The sequence below is a fragment of the bacterium (Candidatus Blackallbacteria) CG13_big_fil_rev_8_21_14_2_50_49_14 genome (genome assembly GCA_002783405.1).
Lineage (GTDB): Bacteria > Cyanobacteriota > Sericytochromatia > UBA7694 > UBA7694.
In genome coordinates this window covers 306,334-320,027 of sequence record PFGG01000035.1, presented here as the reverse complement: position 1 = coordinate 320,027, position 13,694 = coordinate 306,334, and the positions used below count along the sequence as shown (strand labels likewise).

Genomic DNA, 13,694 nt, shown 5'->3' with positions numbered 1-13,694 from the left:
TGGTGTTTGAAAATCTGACAGATATTCGGGGTAAAACCAAACTGAAAAAAGCTCAGCGTAAGCGGCTGCACAAATGGAGCTTTGCCCAATTACAGACGTTTGTTGAGTATAAGGCGCAGGCTGCGGGAGTCAGTGTTGTTTTTGTTGACCCCCGTTATACCTCGCAAAAGTGTTCTCAATGCAAACATGTTTCCCGCTCCAATCGCCCTGAACAGTCTGTGTTTAAGTGTCGTGTGTGCAAATTTACTTGCCATGCTGACCACAACGCCGCGATTAATATTCGCGCCAATTACTTGCAATTTAAAGGGCTGTCTGTCAACCAGCCTATTGTAGCGATTCAAGGGAACATCTCCTTTGGTTAGTTACAAGCTCTGGCCTTTAGGCCAGGGTCGTTGACCTCCGAGAAATTATTGAGCATCCAGAAAATGATATTTATGTGAGTATGGCCACCCTCTGGGAGATGACCATCAAAGTGAGCCTTGGGAAATTAAGATTGAACAAGCCTTTAGAAAGCATTTTTCATCACATCACAGCGATCGGATTTTATTTACTGCCTACGCATACCCACCATTTTTTAACCCTTGAAAAATTACCTTTTCACCATCGAGATCCTTTTGATCGCTTATTGATTGCACAATGCATGGCAGAAAATATGAAAATCATCAACAACGATCAGATATTTGATCTTTATTTTGATAAAAGATTTTGGTAACAGCATTCCTAAATTGACATTTAATGCTCAAAAGATGCCATTGCTTACAGTAACAGTGGCGTTGTTGCATGAATCAAAAGTTGAGCAATCGAGTTTTTACTTAAAATTGGAAGAGTCATAAAACAACCTCTATTTTTTCAGATACAGGCATTCCCAGCCAGGTCATTCGATTGAGCAATACACATCTAACAAAGAGGTCAACGGCTTGGCTCTCAAAGGAGCGCGAGTGAACACTTCCACCGAAAATCTGTTTGAACCTGAACATGCTGGTTTCAGCCAAACTGCGCCGATGATAGCCACTTTCAATTTTCCAGTTTTTACGCCCGATTTGCCTGATTCTTCTGAGGTTTTCATCTCTGGGCAAAGGCTCAATTCCTACTTTTTTTCTTTGCTTAATTTTGGCATTTTCACGAGGAGGAATCGCTGCTTTAGCCTGACGCTGAGCGATGTTTCATAACATGAAAACCAGTCATAGGCTCCGTCAGTGGAGACCTGTTCAATTGGCTCAGGAATTTGCTCAAGTAGGTCAGCCAAAGCGTCACCGTCAGTAAGTGAGTTTTCAGAAACAACACTGGCGACAATTTCGCATATTGCTTCATTTACAGCCAAATGAAGCTTTCGCCATGTTCTACGCTTGCTGTAACCGTGTTGACGCACCTTCCACTCATCAATGCTATCTTCATTTGTAAGGTTCCTAGCGTCGCTAACAACTGAAGTTCCCTCTCCAAAAATTTTGACTCCCGTTGAGTCAATAACAACGTGAATCTTTCTATCACTCACTTTGCGGGGCAAAATAACCTTCAGCCCAAATCTCCTCCGACTCACTGTGCTGTACTCAGGAACCCCTAATTTAATGTCCGCTAAAGCAAAGATTGAGTGGATGAAACCTTCGGCAGCTCTTAATGGCAATTTGTAAAGTGCCATAACAGTTAAAAACGTTTCTATGGCTAGATCTGAATAGGTTTGGGAGGCTCCTCGTTTTCCCGTTTTTTCATTCGTCAGCCATTTTTCTTGAACATCTTCCGAAAACCAGAACGTGATACTTCCCCTTTGCTTCAAGGCTTTGTTATACTCAGACCAGTTCGTGACTCGATACTTCGGTTTGGGGTCATTAACATTTTTTTTCATACCCTGAAATTACCAGCATTATGGCCTTCTCGGGGGCTTTTTTTAGGTCAGCATTCATGCAACAACGCCCCTTTGCAATGGAAGATCTTGATTCAAATGGCGCTCAATCCCCATTTGAGGGGAAAAAAGGCCAACAAAAGTCAGCAAAGCAGGACCGATCATCGGCTTTCCCATCAACCCTATCATAAAGCTCAAAAATAAAATAAAAAAGCCCCCGCCTCATCAAAACGAAGCGGGGGCTTTCAAACATGTTCAGACTTATTCCTGCGAAACACCTGTAAAGTGAAAATCACGCAGTTTCAGCGCGGGCACGGCCAACTTGCCAAAATAGCCCTGAAAGCCGTAGACCCGGTTGCCAATGCCTTCGACCTGGGCAAACGCCTTGAGCAGCGACTCGTTATAACGCATATTGCGCAAGGGCTTGCTCAGTTTGCCGTCTTCGATCATAAAGGTGCCATCACGGGTCATGCCGGTGATAATCGCCTGTTTGGGATCAACCACATTGGAGTACCAGAGCCGGGTAATATAAATCCCGCGCTCGGTTGAGGCAATCATGCTTTCAAGCGTGTCTTCACCCGCTTCCAGCACAATCTGGGTCGGAAAAGGCCCCATCGTGGCAGGGGGCATCAGGGCATGGCCCGTAGACTGTTTGCCTGCCTTGTTCGCCATTCGGCGGTCATAGGCCAGATTGCGCACCACGCCGTTTTCAATCAAAGGCAGAGCTTGTTTGGGATGGCCTTCATAGTCAAAGCCAGGCCCCAGCACTTCCTTGCGGAAAGGATTATCTACCAGGTTAATCCGGGGATCGAAAAGCTGCTGGCCCAGTTTGCCCGCTGTAAAGGTACGGTTTTCTTCATAGGCCATGCCCCCAAAACCCAGGTAGTTGAGAAACTCAACCAATTCCAGCACCGCACTGGGGCTCAGCACCACGGTATAGGCACCAGGTTCAGCGGCAATCGGGTTCTGGCTCAAAAGCGCCTTTTCCATGGCCTGAGCAGCCAGTTCTTCAACCGCAACTTCAGCCATATCGTGGCTGTGATATTCAGCCCAGGCCGAGCCCTGGTTGGGTGCCATGGCGGTATAGGTAAAAGAAGCGGTAGTCCAGGACTGATAGGCAAAAAGCCCTTTGGAATTCATCACGGTCAACATCTGATCGCCATTGACCAACATCCCGGCTGAAGTCAGGCCCTTGTCAATGGACTGTTTCAAAATCGGTGCCAGGCGTTCGGCCTTTTCATGCGGAGTATAGTCAATCGTGTCCTGCAGATAGGCATCATTCATTTCCTGATGATCTGTTGGCTCCAGCACAGACGTCCAGTCAAGGTCGGGTTTGCTGTGGCGGGCTGCATTACAGGCATTGTCAACAACCTTTTTGAGGTTATCTCCATCAAAAAGATTGCAGGAAGCCACACCCACCTGCTGCCCAAAGGCCACACGCACGGTCAGGTCATATTCCTTCTGCGCGCCATTTTGAGAGATATAGTTATTGGTAAAACGGGTCGAGAAGGTTTTGCCCCCACTCAGAATCACTTCCGTTTCATCTGCCGGCGAATAGCGAATCGCCTCAGAGAGAATCTCCTGCGCTTTTTTCTTATTCAGCATAGCCCACACCTACTTTCACGTTCTGGAAGCGGGCATAGGAAACCCCGTGACCCACACGGGCCACTTGCATCGGCTGGCCCTTGCCGCAATTGGGCGTGCCCCAGATTTGATAATGATTCTGATTGGCAATCGCGTCACAGCTGCGCCAGAATTGAGGCGTAATGCCGGTATAGGTCGGGTTCTTGACCATGCCGACAATTTTGCCACCCTTGATTTCCCAGCCCAGCTCACCGCCAAACTGGAAATTCAGACGCTTGTCATCGATTGACCAGCTGCGGTTATCGCAAACCATAATCCCATCTTCAGTCGACTCGATCATGGCCTGAAGTTCCCAGTCACCGGGCAACAGGTTGATATTCGACATGCGCACAATCGGGGTATGATTCCACCCCTGAGCACGCATGGCCCCATTCGATTCCATTTCATTGCTTTCAGCGGTTTCACGGCTCATCAGGTAGCCTACAAAACGGCCATCTTTGATAATGTCTGATTTCTGGGCAGGCGTGCCCTCGTCATCATAGCCAAAGCTCCCCAGCCCGCCAGGAGCAGTGGCATCGGCCACAATATTCACAATTTCAGAGCCGTACTGAAAGTTATTGCGTTTTTCAGGGGTTAAAAAGCTGGTGCCAGCAAAATCTGCTTCATGACCCAGCACCCGGTCAAATTCCACCGGATGCCCACAGGATTCGTGTACTTGCAAAGCCAGTTGTGAGCCCCCCAGAATCAGGGTCTTTTCACCCACCGGGCAGGCCTTGGCAGTCAGCAACTGCACGGCCTCTTCAGCCACGCGCTGGGCATTGTCTTTGAGGTTCAGCGTGGGAATCAGCTCATATCCAGCAGATTTAAACTGTCCACCAAAGGAAGAGGGAAACGAACGGGTTTGCACATCGGTATCTGAAACCGCTGTAGCCGAAAGGCCAGAGCCGGTCTGCACGATTTCCTGTTCAATCTGGCTGCCATCGCTGTTCACAAAAAGCTGCCATTCTTTCCAGAGATCCATGCCGGCTTCAGTAAAGGCAATGCCTTTGACCCGGCGCATTTCTTCTTCTGCTTCAAATAAAAAGCCCAACTTGTCTTCCAGCGAAACTCCAAAAGGATCAATCTGACAGGGGGATTTCCAAACCGTGACAATCGGCGCACGCCGTGCCAAAACCACGGGGGCATGGTACAGATGGGCTGAATCACGGGCCAGGGCAATCGCACGATCCACCGCAATTTCAACCTTGGATTTTTTCAAATCGGGGTTGGCTGCAAAGCCCCAAGCCCCATCTACCAGAACCCGAATGCCGATACCGACTTCCAGGTGTTGTTTAATGCCATTTACATTGCCATTGCGAATATCCAATTGCTCGGTTTGCAAGCGGATAATCCGGGCGTCGGCATAGGTTGCTCCACGCTGCAGGGCCGTATCTACAGCCAGTTGGGCCAAATCTCTTTCAATCACAGGCATCCCTCGAATCATACAGGAATTGACGCTACGCCTTAGGCGCAAGCCAGTGCTCTATTGTACCCGGATTCAAGCCCAACCGGCACGGGATAGATTTTCTCCGTTGGGTTTAAAAATCTATTTCAAAAATTTGAGTCGGAGCCCAACCCTGCATACTGCCCAAGTCTTCAAGAATCTGCTCACGGGAATGATGTGTAATCAAGGTCAAGGCCAGGGTATCGTTGAGTAAATCCCTCCTGATCGCATCGGCTGAAGGATGAAGTTTGATCAGTTCTCCCTGTTCGCGCAAAAGCAAAATGACAGGACAGACCTGATCCAGGGTCATTTTTTCACCACTGCGGCTGTGCAGATGCAGCTCGAAACAGTGCCAGCCCTCACGAATCGCGGCATGAATGGCATGCTGTTCAATTTTGGTATACATCAAACGCCAAGGAGGCCGGAATACGATCACGGACTGGGCCTGGTGCTTGTATTCCGACTTAATTTTTTGCAAGCGCTCCAGTTGCGTATCCAAAAGGGTTTGCAAAACCTCAGAGGCTTCTGCAGCAGAGAGATGGCGCCCGGTTTTCAAACGGGTGATCGCCGCCCGGTTCTGGGCCAGTTCCTGAATGCGATGGTACACATCCGGAAAGGCCTGAATTGCGGTTTCAAAGGCCCATTTGCTCAAGCGATACACTTCGCAGGTCGTACTGGCTTTGACAGTGGCACTGCGTGGTTCGCTTAAAACCAGCGCCATTTCGCCAAAGATATCGCCGGTTTCCAGGGTGGCCAAAAGGGTATCCTCTCCCCGCACCACATGTACCTTGCCCTTGCGCAGAATATACATGGCATCGCCTGTTTCGCCCTCTTTGACGATCTTTTCTTCGGGGTAATAGGTATGCATGGTCAGATAGGGCGTTAAGACTTCCAAAAATTCTTCGGGGGCATTTTGAAAAACCTGGGTTCGCTGCAGCACACGGTTCAGACTCAGTTGCTCCATGGGAGGAGCATCCTGCTTTTCGACCAAAGCCACAAATTCTTCATTGGGGTCAAGCGAATGCAGAATCTCATCCTGGTATTCATAGTTCAAATCATTGAGAGGTGCCACCCACAGAGCATGTTTGTGAATCAGGTCAATTTCCATCATGCGCTGGGCGCTGCCCAGCAGAATATTCTGGTTTTCACGGCGGATATACTGGGTGGGATTGTCGAGACGAAAACGGGGATCGAGGTTCTGATTATAATAATTGACCTCTTCTTCCAATTCACCCTGGGGGTTGAGTTCCAAAACCCGGTAATTGCCTGCATCCACGATAATCATATGGTGATTCTGCAAGCGCTCGGCAAAGACAGGCTGTAAAAGACCCAGATGTTCGGGAGCCTGCCAAACAATCCGGCCATTGTCAGAATTCACTTCAATCACCCGGTTATTGCCACTGTCTACAATCAGAACATGTCCATCTGAAGTCATTTGTAAATCTGTCGGAGAATCCAGATAGCCATCATCTGCTCCCGCTTCTCCCATCATGCCATATTGCCAATGAATCCGGTGGTGGCGATCCACCATCAAAACACGGTGGTTGCCCGTATCTGCAATCAAAAAATATTCATCCTGGGCACGGTGAAAAAGGGTCACACGGGAAGGCTCAAACAGCGCATGGCGTTCAGATTCCTCAGTATTAAACTCCCAAAGCAATTCCCCAAACATGCCCACTTCAAAAACCCGGTTCTGCTGGCGATCCGTCAGTAAAATCCGATGCTTGTCCAGATAAAGGGCACTCATGGGGGCCTCAACAGCCCATTGTTCAGCATCGATTTCCCAGCCCACACGATGGCCTTCACGGCAGTTAATAAACAGCAGGCGGCGGCGCTCAGTATCAGATAAAAGCGCGTAGTGATAGGGCAAATGGCGGATCTGGCTTTGTGAAGAAGCCCGCAGTTGCATGCGCAGATAGGGGCTTTCAAGTTCAAGCCCACAGCCCAGACAGGTCCAACTGTTTACCAGGGGCATATCGCAAGCTGGGCAACGCTCAGGAGGTTCTTTGCCATAGGTTGGTTTCTGAGCACGCAGAGCCAACCAAGCTTCTACCTGGGATTTATAAATTACAGTATGCAGAGAATGGTGTTCAAACAAATCGTCAAGCCGAACCGCCGCCCGACCTTTGTCCTGTATCGTTTTACGCAATACGACAGCTTCTTCACGCAGACGTTTCATCACTTCAAAGCGGTGGACAATATCCACTTGATGTCGGTAGTGAAACATAGAAGCCAGAATTTGGGCGATTTCCTCAATCGCCTCATTGGGAAGATCTGGTGTCGCGATGGGTTCAATACTACTGGCTGCGTCAGCGGCCTTTTGAATATACCCCATGCTTGGATCATTCCAACCACCGGAACTGCTTTGAGATCTCGTGTCCATGGCTTTTCCCCTTTGCGATACTCTGGCTTCCCCATTATAGCCGATGCAAAGCCCGTCTCTGAAGAGCCGAGCCTGAAAAAACCCAAGCCAAGGCTCAAAAAAGAAGGATGGCTGCCAACGCAGGCTTATGCTATCGTAAAAACAGTCTTTCAACAGAAAAAGGAGCCAAGCCACCATGGAAATGTTCTTTGGCGCTTTCATGATTTTCCCTTTGCTGGCTCTGCTGCTGATCTTCAGCAGTTTTATGCTTTATTTCACACTCAAATTTTTTAATATTGCCGAAAATCGCTTTGGAACAGCCTTGAAGGTTAATCTGCTTTCTTTTCTGGGTTCGCTTTTTATCGGCCTGCTGATGGGGTTGGCTGGCATGTTCATTCCTATTATTCCTCAGATAGTTGGCACTCTCGCCCCTTTTGCCCTCTATCTCTATTTGCTGCAAAAAAGCTATGCTCTGAGCGTTATCAGTGGAATTCTGGTCTTCCTGATTCAGGGAATTGCAACTCTACTCATGGGTTTGGCTCTGTTTTTAGGCGTTCTCTTGCCTCTGGGGCTTAGTTCTGCCATTTTAAAACCCTAAATGGAAGCGCTTGCCCTTTCTTGGCAGAAAGCCCAGGCAGTCTGGGTGCATACCCCCCGTTTTATCCCCCTTCCACTCTATATTCAAACCCCAGCAGAACGCGCTCACTGGGGGCTGGCTCAGGATTTGGCCCGTGTCCATCTGCGTTCTGGCCAGATCCTGCTCAATGGCCCACGCATTGAAGCGGAAGGGCTTTTGCCCTATCTGACTGAAATTTTAGCGCATGAAGCGGGTCATCTTTTTTACTGCCCGGCCTCACACCTGGTGCACCAGCGCAGTCTTGAAATACTCGCCCAGATTTTACCCGAATATCTCAGTTCCTTGCCCGCTTTGGCCAATCTCTGGCAGGATCTCTTAATCAACCACAGCTTGGCACACAAAAGCGATTTAAACCTGATCGGGTTCCTGCAAAAATGGGCACCGGCTCAACCCTCTGAACTTTGGAAACGTGTTTTACGCGCTTACGAAATCCTCCTTCGCCTGCCAGCAGGTCAGGTTTTAAAAGAAAGACTGCCTCTCCATCAAGAAGCAGATGCTTTTGAATTGGCTGATGTGGTATATAGCTCCAAAACCCAGGATTTAAAAGGCCTTTCCACTTTTGCCAGGCTTTGTCGACCTGCACTCCTACAGGAACCCCATCCCCTCCTGCTCTCAGAAGGAACGGATCTGGGAGAGGCACATGATTTAAACGGAGCGCTCACACACGCCAGCTCAAAACCACCCGCTGAAACCTCCCACCCTGGCAAAACCTTGCCACTTTTCAAGCCTGAAAAAGCAGAAAAGAGTGCCCATGCCGGACATTTGGGCCAGGAATCTCCCCGCCACTTTCTTCACTTCTGGCAAGCCTGGGGTCAAACGCTCTCAGAACAAGAAGCCTGCATTGCTTTTTATCGTCAAAAGGCCCAGCCCTTGCTGGCTCCCTGGAAAATACCCATGCAGACCCAGCCCCAGGAGCCCCTACTCGAAGGCACAGATCCCTGGCTTTTGGACACTCCGATTGAAGAAATCGCCTGGATTGACAGCCTGATCCAGAGCCCACGCATTGTTCCGGGCTTTACAACTGTTAAGCAATATTGGTCAAATGATACGAAAAAAAACACACGCCTACCGATTCAGGCCTTGGACATTTACCTGGATGCCTCCGGCTCTCTGCCCAATCCTGCCCACACTTGTTCCTGGCCCGTACTGTCTGCCGTGGTTCTGGCTTTATCGGCTCTGCATCAGGGCTGGAAAGTAAGAATCACCCTCTGGAGCGGCCCCGACGAAGGCTTAGAGACCACGCCCTTCACACGCAACGAGCAGCAAGTGCTCAGCTTGCTGAGCCATTATTTAGGTGGAGCCACCCGATTTCCAAGTGACTTACTCAGCGAACGCTATCTGCGCCCCGCATCAGAAGCCTGTCACTTGCTTCTGATCTCAGATCAGGGCCTGCTCGAAGCCTTGGCAAGCTCAGAACTGAAGTCCCTGCTCAAGACCAGTCTTCAAAATGCCAGGGGCGGAGGCAGCCTCCTGCTCAATTTGCCTGAATATTTGCAAACCCCAGCAGAAGTATTGCCCTTTCAAAAAATGGGCTGGTTCTTCCATGCCGTAAGTTCTGAACAGGATATCCAGCAACTGATGCGTGCTTTGCTAATGAGGCTGAGCCATGCCTGAAATGGCAGCCCTCAAGGCCTTGCTTAAGCATCTTCAAGCTTGCCCAGCAGCGCTATTCAGACCCCAAGCCATGAGCGATTCAGACTGGCAAAACCATTTAGCGGCCCAGCTCACGAAACAAGGCATCGTCCCCCAGGCCAAAGCGCGCAAACAGCTCCAAAAACAGCTTCCATCCTGTACAGGGAACCTGCTTGATTGGATCGGCCCCTTGCTCTGGCTGCTTAAAGCCCCCTGTTTTCAGACCGGCCCCAAGCCCCCGCTCCACGAAAACCAGGAATTCATCCAGCTCGCTGAAAGCCTTGCCTCTTTCTTTCCTGTACGTCAGATCCTGCTGAATCCCCAACGCGCTGAAGAATGCCTGCGCTGGCTCTGTGCGCAGAAAGGGCTGATTCTTGAGGGCGAAAGCCCTGAAGAATCAGCCCGTATTCTCAACTATCTTTCCAGCCCACACAGAGCCCATCTGTATCAGGCCAGAACCCAATACCTACAACGCCAGGAGGCGATTCGAAGAGCAGAGCAAAGGCTGGCTCAGCTGGAAAGCCCGGATTAACCATTGCGCTTCAATAGTCCCGCGCGTTTGGCATAGGTTTCTGCTGTATGAAAGATCCCCAAGCCCAGCGGAACAAAGAGCAGCGACATCAAGAGCAGTTTAGCGGCCAAGGGCCAAAGTTCTGCTACTCCCGCTCCCTGAAGCAGGGCCTTGCGTACCCCCTCCAGCGCATAAGTCGCCGGTGAGAAAATCGCAAAGCTTTGCAGCCACTCGGGCAAAGCCTCAACAGGATAGTAAATCCCTGAAACCAGCAGCAAAACCCCTTCCATGATATGCGTAGCCTGTGAGCCTTTTTCAGGTGAGAGCAAGGGCAAAATCGCCGCCATTAAGCCCAAACCAATAAAAGACAGGCTGGCAGCCCCCAAAACCAGAAGCGCACCCGCATAATTGGCCTTGGGCAAGCCCATGCCAAAGAAAAAGGTCATAGCCACCAAAACCAGTCCTGTTCTCAAAAGGCCATACAGTACCGCAAAGGAACAGACACCGCCCAAATGGGTCAGACGTTGCACAGGGGCCATAAAGGTCTGTTCAATCGTGCCTTCCCAACGCTCCCAACTGATAGAGTTCGAGATCTCATGGAAAATAATTCCCAGAAACCCCCACATCAGGGCCCCGATCACCAGATAAAATACATAATCCGGTTGAATCGCATGGCCTTGTTTCTGCATCCCCACGGCGATAAACGCAATCGTCAGCGTATTAATCACCGTATAGAACAAAAAGACCAGTTCCCAGGTCCAGTAGCGCTTACAGAGATTAAACTGTCGCTCCACAAAGGCAACCACCGCATAGAGTTCGCGCATGCCTCCAATTTTTAAACGACGACTATGAAACATAAGTCATTCCTTCCTCGTGTATAGATTTCCCGGTCAGACGAAAAAAGATTTCTTCCAATCCGAGTGTTTGTTTTTCTTCATGGGTTTTTGCCGCAGCAGCACGCAAAACCTCCATGCTTCCCACTTTTACCAGTCGGCCTTCACTCATAATCGCAATCCGATCACAGAGTTCTTCGGCCTCCTGCATATCATGGGTGGTCAGCAAAATCGAAGTGGCGTGATCCTGACGGACCTCACGGATAAAATTCCGCACCTCACGTTTTGAAACAGGATCCAAACCCGTGGTGGGTTCGTCCAAGAGCAAAACGGGCGGAACCGCAATCAAAGCCCGCGCAATCGCCACCTTTTGCTGCATCCCGCGCGACATATCCTCAATCGAATCGTGCAGCTTGGCTTCTTTCAGACCCAAACGGGTCAAAATCCCCACAATCCGCTCACGGTTCTGGCCAGGATGAATCCCATACAGACGGGCAGAATAGGAAAGATTTTCCCAGGCTGAAAGCTTTTTGAAAAAAGCTGCATCCACAGCCACCCGGTTAATCAGGCGTCTCACTTCCATGGCCGAAGCTTCAATATCCAAGCCCATAATCCGCACAGAACCACTGTCTGGCAGTAAAAGCGTAGAGAGCATGCGAATCAAAGTCGATTTGCCTGATCCATTGGTACCCAAGAGGCCAAAGACCTCTCCCTTGGGCACCTGAAAACTGACGTGATCTACTGCTTTGAATTGCTTACGCTGCTTAGACCACCAATTGCCATCTTGAAAGGTCTTGCAGACCTCATGACATTCAATCGCAAACATTGTGCTTACCTCCTAAAATAATTCCAAAACGAAATCCCCTCCCGGAGTTATACCGGCGAGGGGTTAAGCTGCTATTGAAGGAGAAAACCCTGACTGGTATAGACTTCTGGAGTTGTCTATACCCACAGGGTTCAGACAAAACTCAGTAAAACGGGGGCACAGATACACTCACTGCCATCAAAGATGCAGTGGCATACTGGGTATGAATGCGAATTTTCATGGTATCTGTACTCCTTTACATAAATTTGGGATGATATTTTCTAGAGGACGCAAATCACTCTTTATTTGTTCCAAAAATTTTGAATTGATTTTTTGAATTTCAAAAATAAGGTACAATTTCAGCCATCCCCTTGCTCAGGAGCAAAGCATGCAAAGAAAACCTCTCGGCCGTCCCGGCAGCCCGGCCCCACAAAAACGCAGCCGTTATCAAAGCCTGATTTTTGATGCGGATCGCTTTTTTGAAGCCAAAGAGATTGAAACCGCTTTTAAGATTTATCAACAGGCCTTGCAAGAGGCTCCGGCAGGCGATAACCACGTCTACGCCCAACTGTGTCGCTGTTACCGCAAAAAAGCACGGCCCCTGCTCAAAAAAGAACGTTGGCCCGAGCTGATTCAAGTCATGGAAGAAATGCTCAAAACCAACGGGCAACGTCCCAATCTCAAGGGGTTGGACTTTAAAATTCTGGCGGAAGCCTATTTCAAAAACGGGCAAATTGAGAAAGCAACGGCAGCCATTGCAGAAGCCTTAAAGCTCAATCCCGATCTCAGTTCAGAACTGAAAAACCTGCAACAAAAAATCCAGGCAGAAAATCTGCACCAGAATTTTCGTCAACTCTTTTAAAGGCAAAAGAAAACCCGGGCATTGCGCCCGGGGAAAGTGTAGGAATAGAGAGTAAAAACTTATAACTTAGCGGCGAATCACTGGATAAGCCGTGGTTCTGGGGGCCACACGGTAGGTGTTCATAGCTGACTGGGCAGCAACACGGGCACGGGCGGCCTGCAACTGAGGATTCAATACCTCAGCAGGGATCGGGATAAACCGCTGGGGGTCCAGAAACTTACCCTGCTCTTCACCGTAGAAGAACACTTTGCCTTCAACAGCGGCATTCAGGCGACGCAAGGTGGCACTGCGTGCACTCATGGCACTGAGTTGAGGAGGCGTATATTCCAAATCCTTTTCATTGATCCCCAAGATTTGCTTGCTGGCGGGATCAAACTTCATTACATAAAGATCCTTGCGTTCAGCTGAAACCTTTAAATCAACGAAAAAGGTAAAATTACCGGCTTGTTGTGAAAAGGCCATGCTGCGCTCAAAATACTCCTGGGGATTGGCAGGAGGAGCCGCAAACAAAGTTTTCGTGGCTTCAAACATGGCTTCTACGTTTTGGTCAGGTGATTCATGTTTGCCTTTGCTCCAGCCCGTAATCTTCAGATTCACAGTTTTTTGCAGTTCAGCACTTACCAAAGCGGCATCGCTAAAACCTGCTTTGGCCATTTCAGCCATAAAGGCATCTACAGCGGGGTTGCCTGGCGCAGGCGGTGCAGGAGGAGCACCGGGATCAGTCGGGGGTACAGGAGGTGCTCCCGGATCGGTCGGAGGCGCAGGGGGCGTTCCGGGATCGGCAGGAGGTGCGGGAGGCAAACCAGGATCCGCTGGCGGCGCAGGAGGCAAACCAGGATCGGCAGGAGGTGCGGGAGGCAAGCCAGGATCGGCTGGCGGCGCTGGAGGTGTGCCAGGATCTGCGGGGGGCGTTCCTGGTTCTTCAGCAGCGGGGGGCTTGTCTTGATTGGGCAGACGACGCCCACAGCCCATCATACTGAAAAGAGAAACCGAAAAGAGAGAAACCAGCACGAAGCGGGCGTATGGTTTTGACATGGCTCAACTACTCCCTACAAAAATTAACTTGAAAATGACCTACACTTATATTTTATTTAGGGATAGCGGGGTTTGATCTTGTTTGATCTCAAGGCATAAATCTATATTTTTAA

The 13,694-nt window shown here is 49.6% G+C and carries 12 protein-coding genes and 2 pseudogenes; 7 read left to right on the top strand and 7 right to left on the bottom strand.

Features of this window, described 5'->3' with window-relative positions:
* A partial coding sequence (locus COW20_08220; protein ID PIW49091.1) for a transposase occupies window positions 1-362 on the top strand: 362 nt, incomplete at its 5' end.
* Window positions 363-442: 80 nt separating this feature from the next.
* Window positions 443-712, top strand: a complete 270-nt coding sequence (locus tag COW20_08215; GenBank protein ID PIW49090.1) for a PIN domain nuclease — start codon at window positions 443-445, stop codon at window positions 710-712.
* A 115-nt stretch (window positions 713-827) separates the two neighbouring features.
* Here COW20_08215 and COW20_08210 read toward each other — a convergent pair.
* The 4 genes and pseudogenes from COW20_08210 to COW20_08195 all read right to left on the bottom strand — a co-directional run bounded on the left by COW20_08210 (window position 828) and on the right by COW20_08195 (window position 7,488).
* Window positions 828-1,840, bottom strand: a pseudogene (locus tag COW20_08210) (IS5/IS1182 family transposase).
* A 258-nt stretch (window positions 1,841-2,098) separates the two neighbouring features.
* Window positions 2,099-3,442 carry a hypothetical protein gene (locus COW20_08205; GenBank protein ID PIW49104.1) on the bottom strand — a complete coding sequence of 448 codons (1,344 nt, stop codon included), beginning with the start codon at window positions 3,440-3,442 and terminating at the stop codon, window positions 2,099-2,101.
* On the bottom strand, window positions 3,432-4,892 hold the full coding sequence (locus COW20_08200; GenBank protein ID PIW49089.1) for a peptidase C69: 1,461 nt from the start codon (window positions 4,890-4,892) through the stop codon (window positions 3,432-3,434). Before COW20_08200 ends, COW20_08205 begins: the two co-directional genes overlap by 11 nt.
* 106 nt (window positions 4,893-4,998) lie before the next feature.
* Window positions 4,999-7,488: a hypothetical protein gene (locus COW20_08195; GenBank protein PIW49088.1), complete on the bottom strand. Its 2,490-nt coding sequence runs from the start codon at window positions 7,486-7,488 to the stop codon at window positions 4,999-5,001.
* Between COW20_08195 and COW20_08190 the strand changes: the two genes are divergently transcribed.
* The 3 genes from COW20_08190 to COW20_08180 are packed head-to-tail and all read left to right on the top strand — an operon-like array spanning window position 7,487 to window position 10,067.
* Window positions 7,487-7,864, top strand: coding sequence for a hypothetical protein (locus COW20_08190; protein PIW49087.1), 378 nt, complete (start codon window positions 7,487-7,489; stop codon window positions 7,862-7,864). The genes COW20_08195 and COW20_08190 overlap by 2 nt on opposite strands.
* Window positions 7,865-9,517: a hypothetical protein gene (locus COW20_08185; protein ID PIW49086.1), complete on the top strand. Its 1,653-nt coding sequence runs from the start codon at window positions 7,865-7,867 to the stop codon at window positions 9,515-9,517.
* Window positions 9,510-10,067, top strand: coding sequence for a hypothetical protein (locus tag COW20_08180; GenBank protein PIW49085.1), 558 nt, complete (start codon window positions 9,510-9,512; stop codon window positions 10,065-10,067). Before COW20_08185 ends, COW20_08180 begins: the two co-directional genes overlap by 8 nt.
* Here the strand turns inward: COW20_08180 and COW20_08175 are convergent.
* Window positions 10,064-10,903, bottom strand: a complete 840-nt coding sequence (locus tag COW20_08175) for an ABC transporter (protein PIW49084.1) — start codon at window positions 10,901-10,903, stop codon at window positions 10,064-10,066. The two genes, COW20_08180 and COW20_08175, sit on opposite strands and share 4 nt — an antisense overlap.
* Window positions 10,893-11,705 carry an ABC transporter ATP-binding protein gene (locus COW20_08170; GenBank protein PIW49083.1) on the bottom strand — a complete coding sequence of 271 codons (813 nt, stop codon included), beginning with the start codon at window positions 11,703-11,705 and terminating at the stop codon, window positions 10,893-10,895. Before COW20_08170 ends, COW20_08175 begins: the two co-directional genes overlap by 11 nt.
* A 367-nt stretch (window positions 11,706-12,072) precedes the next feature.
* On the opposite strand from COW20_08170, the gene COW20_08165 reads away from it, so the two are divergent.
* The gene (locus COW20_08165) at window positions 12,073-12,546 is read left to right on the top strand and encodes a hypothetical protein (protein PIW49082.1); all 474 of its coding nucleotides are present in this window, start codon (window positions 12,073-12,075) and stop codon (window positions 12,544-12,546) included.
* Between the two features lie 66 nt (window positions 12,547-12,612).
* Here the strand turns inward: COW20_08165 and COW20_08160 are convergent, their stop codons facing one another.
* Entirely contained in the window at window positions 12,613-13,209 is a 597-nt protein-coding gene (locus COW20_08160; protein ID PIW49081.1) for a hypothetical protein, read from the bottom strand.
* 16 nt (window positions 13,210-13,225) lie between these two features.
* Between COW20_08160 and COW20_08155 the strand changes: the two are divergent.
* Window positions 13,226-13,405: pseudogene (locus COW20_08155) on the top strand (PE family protein).
* The last annotated feature ends 289 nt before the right edge of the window (window positions 13,406-13,694 follow it).